This window comes from Roseovarius sp. B08 (genome assembly GCF_051417955.1).
Classification (GTDB): domain Bacteria; phylum Pseudomonadota; class Alphaproteobacteria; order Rhodobacterales; family Rhodobacteraceae; genus Roseovarius.
The window spans coordinates 1,880,090-1,895,108 of sequence record NZ_JBPRLW010000001.1; the positions used below are offsets into that span (position 1 = coordinate 1,880,090).

Consider the following 15,019-nt stretch of genomic DNA (forward strand, 5'->3'; position numbering starts at 1 on the left):
CGGGTCCCGCGATCAGCCGTCCGGATAATCCTGCGCCGGGCCTTGCGGCAGGAAGGGTTTGCCGGTTTCGGCCTCGAGCTCTGCGGCGCGGGCGAGCAGGCGTTCGCGGCAGGTGGTCTCAAGGTGCCAGAAGGTGGACTGATCGGGTGTTGGCAGACCGAAGAGGATCTTCTTGCCGAACATGTCCTGATCCTCGACCCAGACGCCGGCGTCGTCCTTGGAGCCCAGCGTGCCATCGTCGATCTCGTCCATGATCTCGAAGAATGCCTGGCGCAGGGCCGCGACATCGGCGGTCTGGGCAAAAGTCAGGCGGATCGGCCGGGTCATCTCGCGGTCGCCGGCAGAGAGGTTCTCGAACGGGTGTTTGACGAAGTGGCTGACCGGCACGATGAAGCGGTTGCCGGTCCAGATCGCCAGCTGGACATAGGTGAAGTGGATGCGCTCGACGGTGCAGAAGCGATCCTCGAAGATGATCTGGTCGCCGATCCGGGCCGAGCGGTTGAGCGCGATCTGCACGGCGGCCAGGAGGTTGCCCAGCACCTCGCGGGCGGCAAAGCCCAGCACGATGGTGATGGCGCCGGCCCCGGCGAGCAGGGTGTAGCCCACGGAATTGAACACCTGGACAGAGCTGAGCAGGGTGACCGCGCCGACGATGACGGCGAGGATGATGACGAACTTGCGGAAGCCCGACAGCATCGTGGCCATCGAGCGGTAATGCGCGTTGCCGGGGATGGCCAGTTCCTCGGGGCTGTTGAGGCTGACGCGGTCGAAGATCTCGTCGGCGACCCGCACGGCGGCCAGGGCGATGGCGACCACGTATCCCAAGAGGACGAGGGGACTGACGATGACGCTGATCGGGCCGGTGACCACCAGCAGGCGATTGGTGGCGAAACCGATGACGGCGGAGATCACCATGATCGTGGCCGGCAGGCGGAAGGCGCGGACGATGGATTGCACGATGCGGCGGCTGGAGAACCGGCCCAGCCAGCCGACGATGCGATAGGCGAGATAGCCCAGGGCAAGCGCCAGAACGCTGATCAGCGGCAGCATCAGCCATTCCCAGACATACATGCCGAAAGGGCCGCGTTCGCGCGCCCAGGGCGGCATGGCCAGTTCCAACTCGGTCGGCTTGAACCGGTCGTAGAGGCCGGGGATGTCGCGCACGCTCTGGCGGGAAATGACCCAGGCCACTTCGCCGTTGGTGGACCTTACCCGGTTGATCCGCAGCGGCACGGGGCGCTGCTCGAGCTCCAGCGTGCTGAGCAGAATCGACCGGCGGGTGCGGCCCGTGCCGGGGTCTTCCTGCGGGCCTTCGAGCCAGCCATCGGGCCGGTCCGAGAGGTCGGACCACGGGATCAGGATCTGCCGGTCGATGACGGTCTTGAGTTCGCGCGCGAGTTCCGCGCCGCGATTGGCCTGCTGTTCGACGGGAAAGTCGGTCAGGTCCAGAAGATGGGCCGCCGCGCCGTACTGGTCGTTGTCGAGAAGTTCGAGCAGGCTTTCCATCGTGGCGCGTGGCGTGTCGCGGTCGATCGCCGCGGGCATGTCCGGCAGGCCCGGGTTGAGGAAATCGACCTCGAAATAGGGCTCTTCCTGCGCCGCGCCCGGCAGGGCAAGGCACGTGACGAACAGCAGCGCGGCGAAAAGAGCGCGCAGCGGGGCGGCGATGGCTGGCATTTGGCTGGTCACGTGTCCCGTCGTTTTATTGGCAGCTTAACCCGGCCCGGCGGGTTTTGGTTCAAAAACTTATCCCGGGTCAAGGCCGGGCGCGTGCGCGGGGTGGATTGAAGCTTTCGCCAGAGGCGTTATGGAGGGCGCAGCACGAAAGGACGGGGTGAGATGACGCAGGGCTTTGCATTCGAGCTGGGCGCGGTGGACGGGCAGGCGCGGACGGGGGTGATCAGAACGCCGCGCGGCGAGGTGCGCACGCCGGCCTTCATGCCGGTGGGCACCGCCGCCACGGTCAAGGCGATGATGCCGGAGTCGGTGCACGAGACGGGTGCGGACATCCTGCTTGGCAATACCTATCACCTGATGCTGCGCCCCACGGCGGAGCGGATCGACGCCCTGGGTGGCTTGCACCGGTTCATGAACTGGGACCGCCCGATCCTGACCGACAGCGGCGGCTTCCAGGTGATGAGCCTGGCGGGGCTGCGCAAGCTGACCGAGGCGGGGGTCACGTTCAAGAGCCATATCGACGGGTCGAAACACGAGCTGACGCCGGAGCGGTCGATGGAGATCCAGCGGCTTCTGGGCAGCGACATCGTGATGTGTTTCGACGAATGCCCGGCGCTGCCGGCGAGCGACGAGGAGGTGGCCCGCGCGATGCGCCTGTCGATGCGGTGGGCGGCGCGGTCGAAGGACGCCTTTGGCGACCGGCCCGGGCATGCGCTGTTCGGGATCATGCAGGGCGGCGTGACGCAGGAGCTGCGCGAGGAAAGCGCGACGGCTCTGGTGGATATCGGGTTCGACGGTTACGCGGTGGGTGGCCTGGCCGTGGGCGAGGGGCAGGCGGCGATGTTCGGGGTGCTGGATTATGCCACCGGGTACCTGCCCGATGACAAGCCGCGCTATTTGATGGGCGTGGGCAAGCCGGACGACATCGTCGGCGCGGTGAAGCGCGGCGTGGACATGATGGATTGCGTGCTGCCGTCGCGGTCGGGGCGGACGGGGCAGGTGTTCACCCGGCGCGGCGTTCTGAACATCAAGAACGCGCGCCATCAGGACGATCCGCGCCCGTTGGACGAGGCCTGCACCTGTCCGGCGTGCCGGAACTATTCACGCGCCTATCTGCATCATGTGTTCCGCAGCCAGGAGATCATCAGCTCGATGCTGCTGACATGGCACAACCTGCATTATTACCAGGAGATCATGGACGGCATGCGCGGGGCGATTGCCGAGGGCCGTTTCGGCAAATGGGAGGCCGAGTTCGACGCGATGCGCGCCGAGGGCGATATCGCACCGCTGTGAGGGAAAGGCCGCGCTTGGCGATTGTCGTGATCGGAGCGCCAGATCGTTTCCAGCCAGGGGTAAAATACCTTTAGGGGAATCGGCGGATACTCGCTTATACTATAAAGGTAGAAAGTACTTATTTTGGTTTTTCAATGGCTTATGCTGCCTTTGCCTTTAGCTGGATGACCGTCGCTTTGTTCGCTGCTGCCCTTTTGGCCTGACATATGCGACGTCCGACGGCATGACGTGATCCTTGCCGGCCGCATGACGCGCGGCGTGCCCATCCCCGTTCGGTTTTTTTCTGAACCCAAGCAGGACGTGGCGCGACCTATCTCCATCACGAAAATGTGCAGGATGGGACGCGATCACATGACTTTTACGATTTTCACCTTGAGCTGGGCCTCTGTCGCACTTCTGGCTGCCAGCCTGCTTGGCTGAACGGTTCAAGCGGGTCGCCGCCCCCCAGTGGTCGGGGCGCGTCGGTTAACAATGCGTATATTTGGTGCTTGTGCCTGTCCGGGGTGCGGGGCATGCTGGGCTCAGCCCGCAGGGGGCCGAGGTTGAAACTGGACCGTGAGTGCCCAGATTAACCTTATCGAAACGGAGAAGGCCGGTGGTTGCCGCGATGTCGGGACCGGAGCCTTCTTGCCAATACAGGAAAACGAGCATGCAAGAACCTCTCAACGCCTCTTACCCGGTCCTGCCGCTGCGCGATATCGTCGTGTTCCCCCATATGATCGTTCCGCTGTTCGTGGGCCGCGACAAATCCGTGCGCGCCCTGGAAGAGGTGATGCAGGACGACAAGCAGATCCTGCTGTCGAGCCAGATCGACCCGGGCGAGGACGACCCCGCTGCGAACGGGATCTACAATTCCGGCGTGCTGGCCAATGTGCTGCAGCTGCTGAAACTGCCCGACGGCACGGTGAAAGTGCTGGTCGAAGGCGTGGCGCGGGTAAAGATCACCGAGTACCTGGAAAACGAGAATTTCTTCGAGGCGCGGGCCGAGTACCTGGCCGAGATGCCGGGCGACGCCGCGACGATCGAGGCGCTGCTGCGCACGGTGTCCGACGAGTTCGCGCGCTATGCGAAGGTCAAGAAGAACATCCCCGAAGAGGCCCTGGCCGCCGTGACCGAGGCCGAGGATGCAGCCAAGCTGGCCGACCTGGTGTCGGGGCATCTGGGCATCGAAGTGGGGCAGAAGCAGGAGCTGTTGGAGACGCTGAGCGTCAGCGAGCGGCTTGAGAAGGTCTATGGCCTGATGCAGGGCGAGATGAGCGTTCTGCAGGTCGAGAAGAAGATCAAGACGCGCGTGAAGTCCCAGATGGAGCGGACGCAGCGCGAGTATTACCTGAATGAGCAGATGAAGGCCATTCAGAAGGAGCTGGGCGATGGCGAGGACGGCGAAGGCGAGATTGCCGAGTTGGAAGAGCGCATCGAGAACACCAAGCTGTCAAAGGAAGCGCGCGAAAAGGCCGAGGGCGAACTGAAAAAGCTCAAGAACATGAGCCCGATGAGCGCCGAGGCCACGGTGGTGCGCAACTATCTGGACTGGATGCTGTCGATCCCGTGGGGCACCAAATCCCGCGTGAAGAAGGATCTGGGCCGGGCGCAGGACATCCTCGATACCGACCACTATGGCTTGGAGAAGGTCAAGGAGCGGATCGTCGAGTACCTTGCGGTGCAACAGCGCTCGAAAAAGCTGAAGGGCCCGATCATGTGCCTTGTCGGCCCGCCGGGTGTGGGCAAGACGTCCTTGGGTAAATCGGTTGCCAAGGCGACGGGCCGCGAGTTCATCCGCATCAGCCTGGGTGGCGTGCGCGACGAATCCGAGATCCGCGGTCACCGCCGGACATACATCGGCTCGATGCCGGGCAAGATCATCCAGTCGCTGAAGAAGGCGAAGACGACGAACCCGCTGATCCTGCTCGACGAGATCGACAAGATGGGCCAGGATTTCCGGGGCGACCCGGCGTCGGCCATGCTGGAGGTTCTGGACCCCGAGCAGAACGGCACCTTTGTGGACCATTACATGGAGGTCGAGTACGACCTGTCCAACGTGATGTTCCTGACCACGGCGAACTCCTACAACATGCCGGGGCCGCTTCTGGACCGGATGGAGATCATTCCGCTGGCCGGCTACACCGAGGATGAAAAGCGCGAGATCGCCAAGCAGCACCTTCTGGCCAAGCAGATCAAGAACCACGGTCTGAAGCAGAAGGAGTTCAGCCTGGACGACTCTGCGCTGACGGCGATCATCCGGCATTACACCCGCGAGGCGGGCGTGCGGAACCTAGAACGCGAGATCAGCAAGGTCTGCCGCAAGGCGCTGACCAAGATCATCAAGAAAGAGGCCGAGCGCGTCGACGTGACATCGGAGAATATCGACGAGTTCCTGGGCGTGAAGAAGTTCCGCTATGGCCTTGCCGAGGAGAAGGACCAGGTGGGTGTCGTCACCGGGCTGGCCTATACGTCGGTGGGTGGCGAGCTTCTGAACATCGAGGCGCTGCGCCTGCCGGGCAAGGGCCGGATGAAGACCACCGGCAAGCTGGGCGACGTGATGAAGGAATCGATCGATGCGGCATCTTCCTATGTCCGGTCGATCAGCCCTCAGATCGGGGTCAAACCGCCGCGGTTCGAGAAGTGGGACATTCACGTGCACGTGCCCGAGGGGGCCACGCCCAAGGACGGCCCCAGTGCGGGTCTTGCCATGGTGACGTCGATCGTGTCGGTGCTGACCGGCATCCCGGTGCGCAAGGATATCGCCATGACCGGCGAGGTCACGCTGCGTGGTAACGCGCTGGCCATCGGCGGACTGAAGGAGAAGCTGCTGGCGGCCCTGCGCGGTGGGATCAAGACAGTTCTGATCCCGCAGGAAAACGAGAAGGACCTGGCCGAGATTCCGGACAACGTGAAGGAAGGTCTGGAGATCGTGCCCGTCGAACATGTCAGCGACGTGCTCAGGCTCGCCCTGGTCGAAGCGCCGGAACCCGTGGAATGGGATGAAGCCGCCGAGGAGGCGGCGGCAGCGGAAGCCGCGCGAAAGTCCGGTGATGACGGGGCAGGGGCGGTAACGCACTGATCCTCGCCACGCAGAAACAAGAAAGGCGCCCGCAGTGTCGGGCGCCTTTCTGATTCCACAGCACGAACTTCAGGCGATCAGCGTTGCCGCTGGTGGAAGACCGAGGTCAACATGGCCCTCCGCGCTGCGAACGCTGAGGATTTGCAGATGCCTGTGTAGGTTGGCCCTAGAACGCGCCGCCCGCGGCGGCGATGAAGAAGACGTAGAGCAGTGTTATCATCAATATGTCGACCTTGGCCGTGGAATCCTCGACCGCGGCGTCCATGACGATCTGCTGATCGAGAACGGGGTCCGACAGGTTTCCGGCGACGGCGGGTTCGATGAAAACAAGCGATGCGAAGGCGGCTGCGAGAAGGATTTTAGTCACTTTGAAATCCCTTTATTTCATATCGCGAAAGTTTATGCGTCGAACCTGACCAAAGGTCAACTCTTCGGTAGCAATCGCCCTGATTTCAGGTACCTTGTGGCAAAATTTCATGGAAAGAGGCCCAGAATGGCATCGCGCAGCTCCACCAGTTCGAAAACAGGGACGTCCAACAAGGATACGGAGACAACGCCCAAGCCGGACCTGGAAATCGTCACCGAAACCGCCGGTGCGGATATCCTGTCCACGGAAATAAAGAAACCGGAGTTCCTTCAACTCGTTGCAGACCGCGCCGGTCTCAACAAGAACAAGGTCAAACCGGTGGTCGACGCCATGCTGGACGTGTTGGGCGACGCATTCCTGGAAGGGCGCGGGCTGAACATCAAGCCTTTGGGCAAGGTGAAGATCAACCGGCAGAAAGACGTGGGCAACGCCCGCGTCACGGTTGCCAAGATCCGTCAGAGCAAATCCGAGGCAACGTCCGGGGAAAGCTGACGCTTTCGCCGGTCTTCGGGGGCATCGGAAGCGGCAGGACTGCAATCCGGTTTCCGTTGCCGCTTTGCTATTGCACAGGGGCGAAAGGGACGCTAAACAGCGGCTCCGGCGGGCGATTAGCTCAGTGGTAGAGCGCTTCGTTCACATCGAAGATGTCAGAAGTTCGAATCTTCTATCGCCCACCATTTCCCGCCTTTTGCCGGCCGTGTCAGAGTGACGACATCCGCCAGATGCCGAAGCTGATCACCAGCAGCGTCGCGATGACGACTGCGGGCCAGCTCCAGCCTGGCCAGTGGCGGGGGAAGCTGCGGCGCATGACCTGAAGCGATGTGGCAAGGAACCAAGCGAGGCTGAGCGCCAAGAGCATCAGGAACACCCGGATTTGCATCCGATCCTCGCCACGTCCCGCGAACCCCAGTAGATCGAGATAGTGGCCCAGCCAAAGGCACAAGAGCACGCCAGCCGCGACCAGGCCAGCCAACAGGGCCGGGCGCCCGTAGGGAAGCAGTGCCAAGGAAAGAAACAGGGCCGCGGGCACTGCGGCGGTCAAAAGGATCGGTGCCATGCTCAAGAGGTTCTTGCCGGTCTGGAGCGCAAGGTAGCCATTTTCGTGGGCAGTCCGGAAATCTTTTCCTGCGCATTCGAGGCAATTGAAGATCGTTGTTGCCGTAAAACAGCTTTCGCACGAGTGGTTCCGTTCCGCGGACCCGATCCTCAGGGCAATTGGCAGAGCAATCTGTCTTGCAAGGCGCCGAAGCTGTTGCTAGAGGAACGCGGCGAGGGGCGGTTAGCTCAGTTGGTAGAGCGCTTCGTTTACACCGAAGATGCCGGGGGTTCGAGTCCCTCACCGCCCACCATTCTGCCCGTCCGCCTGCGGTGCCGTGACTGTTTCGGTAGTGGAAACATGCCGTTTTTAAGGATCGGAGTCATTCCAACCTGCATAATCGGCTGTTAACCATGTTGTGCGGCCAGGTCCGACCTGGCGCGGGGATGACGGTCGGCGCAGGGGATCCAAAGCCAGATGCTGAATTCACTTGATCTGATCAAGGTAGGTGGCGCGTGTATCGACGGGTTGAGCCGGCATGGGTACCGGATCGAGACGGTGACGGACTTTGAAGAGGTGGAACAGCTGGTCCGTGCGCACGGTAAAACCAGCGTCACCGCGAAGCTGTCCGCGCATTACAACGACTTTTCCGAAACGTCGGGCTTCTGGCTGGTGCTTTGGGAGGGCGAAACGTTCGTTGCCGCGGTTGCGACGCGGTACGACAACGTCGGCCGCGAGAACATGGGAGACTACATGCGCCGCACGATGCGCCGGCATTACCCGCACCCGTCAGGCGACACGCTGGTCAAGTTCACCACAGCTCTTCCGCCGGGGTTTCACGGGCGCATGGCCTATATCGGAGAGCTGTTCGTGGCCCCGGGTCAGCGCGGGTCGCGGCAGCGACTGCGCCACCTGATGTTGCTGCTGCATTGCTGTATCGCCAGCAAATGGCCGGTGGACTGGACCTATGCGATGATGCGCGACCGCGACGTCATGGCCGGGTTCGCCACGACATACGGGTTTACGGTACAGGTGCCGGGAGTGGCGAAATGGGCCGATCCGGCGCCGCCCGGACGCGGGGACAACGAATGGCTGGTGGCGCTGTCGTCGGACCATCTGGCGCACATGATGGCGTATTACGCCGGCTCACTCGAGAGCTTGTGAGTAGTTGAGCACGTAATTGTTGTTCTGCGCGTCGCGCACTGGCAGAAGCAGCCGCTTGTAGGTGAAGCGCAGCGGGAAGCTGTGACCGGGCAGCATGACGTCGATCTCTTCGATCGTCAGCTTCGGATCGCCCTTGGTGGTCTCGACATGGGCGAGGCGGACGCTTTCGCAGAGCTTGTCGTCGAATGTGGTGAAGAGATAGCGCAGGTGCTCTGCCGTCTGGATGCCAAAGCTTTCGGCGGCGAGGCTCTGATGTCCGATCTTGTAAGGCTCGGGCAGACGGGAGTGCTCGTCCGGGGCCAGGTAGAGATCGACATGTTCGCTGAGCGTGTCGAAATTCGTCAGCACGCCGGCTTGCTGGTGCCACCAGGTCAAGACGTCATCCAGCAGCGGACGGGCGCCGCGTTGCGACAGCTTGCGGTGCGCTTCACGGGTGACGGAGGTCAGGATCCTCTCGGCCTGGGCGGTGACGATCCGATTGTCGACCTCGCCCCCGGCCAGGGTGATCTGGTCGTTGAGACCCGCGATCTGGTTCGGCGTGATCCCCAGGGCGGAGCAGATTTTCACGACGCTGGAGTAGCCCGGGTCACTTTTCGAGGACAGCAGGTTGGAGATGTAGCGTTCGCCCTGACCGATCTCGAGCGACAGGCCTTTGTAATCGTAAGACGAACCCTTGATGTACGTTTTCAGGCGGTCATGGAAATCAAGCACGGGGCAAAATCCTGTTTTACGGATCGTCGGTCACTTATAAGAGGTCGATTGCACTCACGTCAAATAGCGATTGACAGTTCACCAGTAAAGTATTTAGCCCGAACCGCTGGCGTTTGCGCATGTGATTTCGAAGAAAAACACTGTTTCCCGCGCCTGACGCAACGTCACGAAACGCGGCGAAACCGTTGCTGGCAGTGCGTTTGAAAAACCTGACCTTTTGACGCGGTGAGCGCTTGACGGGGCGGGCCACGCCGCCTAAACAGCACCTCACGCTCGGGGCATGCCTCCGGGCCTGCAGCGGGCGGTTGTAGCTCAGTTGGTTAGAGTACCGGCCTGTCACGCCGGGGGTCGCGGGTTCGAGCCCCGTCAACCGCGCCACTGCTGCAGAATAGTACGACCTTTGCGCGGTTGTAGCTCAGTTGGTTAGAGTACCGGCCTGTCACGCCGGGGGTCGCGGGTTCGAGCCCCGTCAACCGCGCCAGTTCCCCCAGAACTCAGCAGAAGAATTGCCGAAGCCGCGAAATGGTCGCGTCCGGGCTGGTGTCGATGAAGAAATGTCCGCCCGGAACGGTATCGGCCCGCATGTCGATGCATTTCGGGGCCCAGGTCGCGGGGACGTCGTAGGCGCGGGCCATCGCGCCATCGCGACCGTAGAGAATCAGGGTGGGGCAGGCGATGCGCGATTCCAGGTCGTCTGCATCGTGGTGCACGTCATGGGCGATGGCGGCGCGGTAATCGTTGCACATGCCCCGGATCGTGTCGCGCCGGCGCCAGCTGTCGCGATAGGCGGCCAGCTGATCGGGATCGAAGTCCGACAGGTCGGCGGCGCCCCAGCCGGTGAGGCAGGAGTGGAAATAGGCGTCGGGATCGGCGGCGATCATGTCCTCTATGAGGGCGCCGGGCTGGGCGAGGAAGAACCAGTGGTAATAGGCCTGCGCCACGTCCATCCGCAGTTCCGTCAAGAGCGTGTGGGTGGGGACGATGTCCATCAGGCACAGGGAGGTCACGGCGTCGGGTGCGTCGAGGCTAAGCCGGTGCGCCACGCGACCGCCACGGTCGTGCCCGGCCACCGCGAACTGCGTATGTCCGAGGCCGGACATCAGCGCCGTCTGATCGCGCGCCATTTCCCGGAAGCTGCAGGCGGAGACATCCTGCGGTTTCGCGCTGTCGCCATAGCCGCGCAGATCGGGGCAGATGACGGTGTGGGTCTCGGCCAGCGCCGGGGCCACGCGGGCCCAGAGCGCGTGGGTCTGGGGAAAGCCGTGCAGGAGCAGCAGCGGCGGGCCGGAGCCGCCGGTGCTGTAGGCGATGTGGATGCCGTTGACCTGAGCGGTCGCGTGGCGAAAGCCCGGAATGGGCACGGCCTAGCGGGCGAGCCGGTCGAGCACGCGTGCCCAACTGCGGATACCCTTGTGAAAGCTCTCGACGTTGTATTTCTCGTTGGGCGAATGGATGGCGTCGTCTTCCTGGGCGAAACCGATCAGCATGGAATCGAGCGACAGGATTTCCTTGAAGAAACCCGCGATGGGGATCGAGCCGCCCATGCCGACGAACACCGCCTCGCGGTTCCATTCATCGGAGAGCGCCTGGCGGGCGGCCTCGAATTCGGGGCGGGAGGTGTTCATCACCGCCGCCGGAGAGCCGTCGAGATCGTCGTTCCAGGTGACGCGTGCGTCGGGCGACAGGCGATCCTCGACATGTTTGCGGATCTTCATCCGCAGCGCGTCGGGGTCCATGTCGTCGACCAGCCGGCAGGTCAGCTTGCAATGCGCCTCGGCGGGGATGACCGTCTTGGTGCCCGCGCCCTGGTAGCCGCCCCAGAGGCCGTTGATTTCCAGCGTGGGCCGTGCCCATTGCTGGACGAGGGCGCTGTAGCCCTCTTCGCCATGGGGACGGGTGAAGCCGACAGAGGAAAGGTATTCTTTCTCATCGAAGCCGCAGCCTTCCCATTGGCGCAGCAGCTCTGCCGGGACCTCTCGCACGCCGTCATAGAAGCCGTCGATGGCGACGCGGCCGGTGTCGTCGTGGAAGGAGGCAATGAGGCGCGAGATTTCCCGCAGCGGGTTGAGGGCCGGGCCGCCGTAGTGTCCCGAGTGCAGGTCGATGCGGGGGCCGTGGATGGTGAATTCGTCTTTCATCATGCCGCGCAGTTGCGAGGCGATGGAAGGCACGCCGGGGGCCACCATGGAGGTGTCGCAGATCAGCGCAAGGTCGGCCTGAAGCTCTTCGACGTTTTCCTTCATGAAGGGGATGAGGGAGGGCGAGCCCGATTCCTCTTCGCCCTCGAAGAAGAAGGTGATGCGGCAGGGCATCTCGCCGGTGACGTGCCTGTAGGCGCGGCAGGCCTCGACGAAGGTCATCAGCTGGCCCTTGTCGTCCGAGGCGCCGCGGCCGCGGATCACCTTGCCTGCAGGCGTGTCCTGTAGTTCCGGCTCGAAGGGATCGGTCTTCCACAGATCGAGCGGATCGACGGGCTGAACGTCATAGTGACCGTAGAAAAGAAGATGCGGGCCGGTGCCGTCCTTGGGCCCGTCGACATGGCCGACGACCATGGGATGGCCGGTGGTCGGGCGCTTCTCGGCCTTGACGCCAAGGCTTTGCAGGTCGGAGACCAGCCAGTCGGCGGCATCTTCGGTGGGCTGCTTGAACGCCGGGTCGGTGGAAATGGAGGGGATGCGCAGAAGCTCCATCAGGCGGTCCATCGCATCGGGAAGCTGGGCGTCGATGCGGGTGAGAATGGCGTCGAGGGACATGCGCGAACTCCGGTATGGGAATGTGTTGCGCGGACCCTAGCATCGCCCGCCGCACTGTCCAGCGGGATCGGGCGGGCGGGCGCGGTTGCGACCAAAGGAGGGGCGTGGCGCGGTTGCCACGGGCGCGGGGGCGTGGCAATTTGTAACCTGTTGCGCGGGAAGCCTTAAAACTATATCCGGCGCACCAAGGGCGAAGCTGGATGCCTCCGTGCCGTGCCTCGTCAGACTGCCAGGAGGGAATCCGCGTGGATTATACTGCCCAGCTCGATGCTGCTTTGAACCGACTTCACGAGGAAGGTCGCTATCGTACCTTCATCGACATCGAGCGGACGAATGGCCAGTACCCGCACGCGATCTGGAAACGGCCCGACGGGACGGAGCAGCCGATCACCGTCTGGTGCGGCAATGATTACCTGGGGATGGGTCAGCATCCCGTCGTGCTGGAAGCGATGCACGAGGCGCTGGACGCCACCGGCGCGGGATCGGGCGGCACACGCAACATCTCGGGTACGACGATCTATCACAAGCGACTGGAAGAGGAGCTTGCAGATCTGCACGGAAAAGAGGCAGCCCTGCTGTTTACGTCGGCATATATCGCGAACGACGCGACGCTGTCGACGCTGCCCAAGCTGTTTCCGGGGCTGATCATCTATTCGGATTCGCTGAACCACGCCTCGATGATCGAGGGCATCCGCCGCAATGGTGGGGCCAAGCGGATCTTTCGGCACAACGATCTGGACCACCTGCGCGAGATGATGACGGCGGACGACCCGGCGGCGCCGAAGCTGATCGCCTTCGAGTCGATCTATTCGATGGACGGGGATTTCGGGCCGATCGAGGCGATCTGCGACATTGCCGACGAGTTCGGCGCGCTGACCTACCTGGACGAGGTGCATGCAGTGGGCATGTACGGTCCGCGTGGCGGCGGCGTGGCCGAAAGGGACCGTCTGCTGCACCGGATCGACATCGTCAACGGCACCCTGGCCAAGGCCTTTGGCGTGATGGGGGGCTATATTGCCGCCAGCGACAAAATGTGTGACGCCATAAGGTCTTATGCGCCGGGCTTCATCTTCACGACCTCGCTTCCGCCGGCGGTTGCCGCGGGCGCCGCGGCATCCGTGGCGCATCTCAAGCGCGACCAGGCGCTGCGCGAGCAGCACCAGACCCAGGCCGGTATCCTGAAACTGCGGCTGAAGGGGCTGGGCCTGCCGATCATCGACCATGGCACGCATATCGTGCCGGTCATCGTCGGTGACCCTGTCCATACCAAGCAACTGTCGGACATGCTGCTGGACGGGTATGGCATTTACGTGCAGCCGATCAACTTCCCGACCGTGCCGCGCGGCACCGAGCGTTTGCGGTTCACGCCATCGCCGGTGCATGGGCCGCGCGAGATGGATCACCTCGTTAACGCAATGGATGAACTTTGGAGCCATTGCGCGCTGAATCGTGCCGAATTGACTGCCTGACCTAACCGAAGGTGCATTGTTTCTTGCGCTGTGGTAAAACAGCGTAAAGAAAAAGGGCAGCGCGCAGATCGGACAGCCCGCACAAGCGGGGATCGCGCGCAGGGAAAGCGCAGGCACGAAGTTAGAGGGCAGGACCTGATGATAGGGTTCCGATCCAAGCGGACTACGGAAGAGCATGAGGTCGAGCCGCGCGGCTTTGACGCGTTTGAGTTGCGCCTTGGTGACCTGATGCGCGGGGAACGCGCCACCATCGGCAAATCCCTTCTGGATGTCGAACGCGAGCTGCGCATCAAGGCGTCCTACATCGCCGCCATCGAGAATTGTGATCCGGATGCGTTCGACACGCCCGGTTTCATTCCCGGCTACGTGCGGTCCTATGCCCGTTACCTGAACATGGACCCGGACCGCGCCTTTGCGGGGTTCTGCGCCGAAAGCGGTTTTTCCATCGCCCACGGCATGTCGGCCGAGGCCAGCAGCATTCGCCGCGCGGATGCCGGCCCGCTGCGCCGTCAGCCGCGCAAGGAAGACCCCATAGCCCTTCCGAAGACGCCTTTCGTGCCGGCGACGGAGTCGTTCCTGGCGCGGATCGAACCGGGCGCTATCGGATCCGTCATGGTGCTGTGCTTGCTGATCGGCGGGCTTGGCTATGGCGGATGGAGCGTTCTGAAAGAAGTGCAGCGTGTGCAGTTCGCACCGGTCGAGAACACGCCTGCCGTGCTGAGCGACCTCGATCCTCTCGAGGGGGCCGTGCCGGCATCGGGCGCCGACGGCGCCACGCGGGAGAACGATCCCGCGACGACCGCCTCGGTCTTCAACGCACCGCGGGACGAGCGGTTGGACCGGCTGTACCGTCCCGAGGCGCTGGAGGTTCCGGTCATGATTGCGCGGGATGCGCCGATCTCGACCTTGAACCCGGCGGAAATGGGGGCGTTCAGTGGCGATCTGCCGGAGGCGGACCGCACGTCGCCCGACTATGCCTCGGCAACGGCGGGCGCGACCCAGGTCGCTGAAACCGAGCCGGCGCAGAGCCAGCAGCCGCGTCAGAGCCCGCAGGTTCTGGCCGAGCAACCTGCCGGCGTGAAAATGGTCGCGGTGCGCCCGGCATGGGTGCGCGTGCAGGCGCCGGACGGCAGCGTGATCTACGAGACGATCATGAATGCCGGCGACACCTGGGACGTGCCCGTGATGGAAGGGGCGCCGACGATCCGGATCGGCGAAAGCGGCGCGATCTATTTCGCGGTGAACGGTGTGCATCACGGCCCCGCGGGACAGCGCGGCCAGGTGACATCGGGCCTGCCGCTGGATTCGCAGATGCTGGCCGATGCCCTTCCGGTGGCGAATCTCGAGGCGGACCAGGACCTGTCGCGTTATGTCGCCGAGCTTGAGGCTGGCGCCGAGATACCGATCCAGGATTGACCGGGGTCGTTTCGGCAAATCACCACGACCGCATTGTCATCGACCTTGTGTCTCCCTACGTTCGGGGTGACC

12 protein-coding genes and 4 tRNA genes are annotated in these 15,019 nt (G+C 63.2%); 10 read left to right on the top strand and 6 right to left on the bottom strand.

The features are described 5' to 3' along the window. Positions 1-12 precede the first annotated feature (12 nt). A complete protein-coding gene (locus ACSQ76_RS09570) occupies positions 13-1,689 on the bottom strand; it encodes a mechanosensitive ion channel family protein (RefSeq protein WP_437156398.1) in 1,677 nt (558 codons plus the stop codon). Positions 1,690-1,839: 150 nt separating this feature from the next. On the opposite strand from ACSQ76_RS09570, the gene tgt reads away from it, so the two are divergent. Beyond that, positions 1,840-2,970, top strand: a complete 1,131-nt coding sequence (gene tgt, locus ACSQ76_RS09575) for a tRNA guanosine(34) transglycosylase Tgt (protein ID WP_437156399.1) — start codon at positions 1,840-1,842, stop codon at positions 2,968-2,970. A gap of 649 nt (positions 2,971-3,619) precedes the next feature. Continuing rightward, entirely contained in the window at positions 3,620-6,031 is a 2,412-nt protein-coding gene (gene lon, locus ACSQ76_RS09580; protein WP_306130894.1) for an endopeptidase La, read from the top strand. A gap of 166 nt (positions 6,032-6,197) precedes the next feature. Here lon and ACSQ76_RS09585 read toward each other — a convergent pair whose 3' ends face one another. Continuing rightward, entirely contained in the window at positions 6,198-6,398 is a 201-nt protein-coding gene (locus ACSQ76_RS09585; protein WP_437156400.1) for a hypothetical protein, read from the bottom strand. Between the two features lie 126 nt (positions 6,399-6,524). Between ACSQ76_RS09585 and ACSQ76_RS09590 the strand changes: the two genes are divergently transcribed. Then, positions 6,525-6,890 (top strand): HU family DNA-binding protein, encoded by a 366-nt coding sequence (locus ACSQ76_RS09590; RefSeq protein ID WP_437156401.1) that lies wholly within the window; start codon positions 6,525-6,527, stop codon positions 6,888-6,890. Between the two features lie 110 nt (positions 6,891-7,000). Continuing rightward, positions 7,001-7,075 (top strand) — tRNA-Val (locus ACSQ76_RS09595). Between the two features lie 23 nt (positions 7,076-7,098). On the opposite strand, the gene ACSQ76_RS09600 is transcribed toward ACSQ76_RS09595, so the two are convergent. Beyond that, entirely contained in the window at positions 7,099-7,455 is a 357-nt protein-coding gene (locus ACSQ76_RS09600; protein ID WP_437156402.1) for a hypothetical protein, read from the bottom strand. A 216-nt stretch (positions 7,456-7,671) separates the two neighbouring features. Between ACSQ76_RS09600 and ACSQ76_RS09605 the strand changes: the two genes are divergently transcribed. Together ACSQ76_RS09605 and ACSQ76_RS09610 are read left to right on the top strand one after the other, a co-directional pair. Further along, positions 7,672-7,747 (top strand) — tRNA-Val (locus ACSQ76_RS09605). Between the two features lie 164 nt (positions 7,748-7,911). Beyond that, the gene (locus tag ACSQ76_RS09610) at positions 7,912-8,598 is read left to right on the top strand and encodes a hypothetical protein (RefSeq protein WP_437156403.1); all 687 of its coding nucleotides are present in this window, start codon (positions 7,912-7,914) and stop codon (positions 8,596-8,598) included. On the opposite strand, the gene ACSQ76_RS09615 is transcribed toward ACSQ76_RS09610, so the two are convergent. Then, positions 8,581-9,309: a hypothetical protein gene (locus ACSQ76_RS09615; RefSeq protein ID WP_306130899.1), complete on the bottom strand. Its 729-nt coding sequence runs from the start codon at positions 9,307-9,309 to the stop codon at positions 8,581-8,583. The two genes, ACSQ76_RS09610 and ACSQ76_RS09615, sit on opposite strands and share 18 nt — an antisense overlap. 301 nt (positions 9,310-9,610) lie before the next feature. On the opposite strand from ACSQ76_RS09615, the gene ACSQ76_RS09620 reads away from it, so the two are divergent. Continuing rightward, positions 9,611-9,687, top strand: a tRNA-Asp gene (locus tag ACSQ76_RS09620). Positions 9,688-9,713: 26 nt separating this feature from the next. Then, positions 9,714-9,790: transfer RNA gene (locus ACSQ76_RS09625), tRNA-Asp, on the top strand. A 13-nt stretch (positions 9,791-9,803) separates the two neighbouring features. Here the strand turns inward: ACSQ76_RS09625 and ACSQ76_RS09630 are convergent. Both ACSQ76_RS09630 and ACSQ76_RS09635 read right to left on the bottom strand, forming a co-directional pair. Beyond that, positions 9,804-10,670 carry an alpha/beta fold hydrolase gene (locus ACSQ76_RS09630; RefSeq protein ID WP_437156404.1) on the bottom strand — a complete coding sequence of 289 codons (867 nt, stop codon included), beginning with the start codon at positions 10,668-10,670 and terminating at the stop codon, positions 9,804-9,806. A gap of 3 nt (positions 10,671-10,673) precedes the next feature. Then, the gene (locus ACSQ76_RS09635) at positions 10,674-12,062 is read right to left on the bottom strand and encodes a dipeptidase (RefSeq protein ID WP_437156405.1); all 1,389 of its coding nucleotides are present in this window, start codon (positions 12,060-12,062) and stop codon (positions 10,674-10,676) included. 245 nt (positions 12,063-12,307) lie between these two features. On the opposite strand from ACSQ76_RS09635, the gene hemA reads away from it, so the two are divergent. Both hemA and ACSQ76_RS09645 read left to right on the top strand, forming a co-directional pair. After that, positions 12,308-13,531, top strand: coding sequence for a 5-aminolevulinate synthase (gene hemA / locus ACSQ76_RS09640; protein ID WP_437156406.1), 1,224 nt, complete (start codon positions 12,308-12,310; stop codon positions 13,529-13,531). 138 nt (positions 13,532-13,669) lie between these two features. Further along, positions 13,670-14,947: a helix-turn-helix domain-containing protein gene (locus tag ACSQ76_RS09645; RefSeq protein ID WP_437156407.1), complete on the top strand. Its 1,278-nt coding sequence runs from the start codon at positions 13,670-13,672 to the stop codon at positions 14,945-14,947. Positions 14,948-15,019: the final 72 nt, after the last annotated feature.

What these genes read in the sequence shown, in the direction of transcription:
- tgt (WP_437156399.1), top strand. Translation starts at nt 1,840, where the DNA reads ATGACGCAGGGCTTTGCATTCGAGCTGGGCGCGGTGGACGGGCAGGCG.
- ACSQ76_RS09600 (WP_437156402.1), bottom strand. Translation starts at nt 7,455, where the DNA reads ATGGCACCGATCCTTTTGACCGCCGCAGTGCCCGCGGCCCTGTTTCTT.
- ACSQ76_RS09610 (WP_437156403.1), top strand. Translation starts at nt 7,912, where the DNA reads ATGCTGAATTCACTTGATCTGATCAAGGTAGGTGGCGCGTGTATCGAC.
- lon (WP_306130894.1), top strand. Translation starts at nt 3,620, where the DNA reads ATGCAAGAACCTCTCAACGCCTCTTACCCGGTCCTGCCGCTGCGCGAT.
- ACSQ76_RS09590 (WP_437156401.1), top strand. Translation starts at nt 6,525, where the DNA reads ATGGCATCGCGCAGCTCCACCAGTTCGAAAACAGGGACGTCCAACAAG.
- ACSQ76_RS09645 (WP_437156407.1), top strand. Translation starts at nt 13,670, where the DNA reads ATGATAGGGTTCCGATCCAAGCGGACTACGGAAGAGCATGAGGTCGAG.
- ACSQ76_RS09635 (WP_437156405.1), bottom strand. Translation starts at nt 12,062, where the DNA reads ATGTCCCTCGACGCCATTCTCACCCGCATCGACGCCCAGCTTCCCGAT.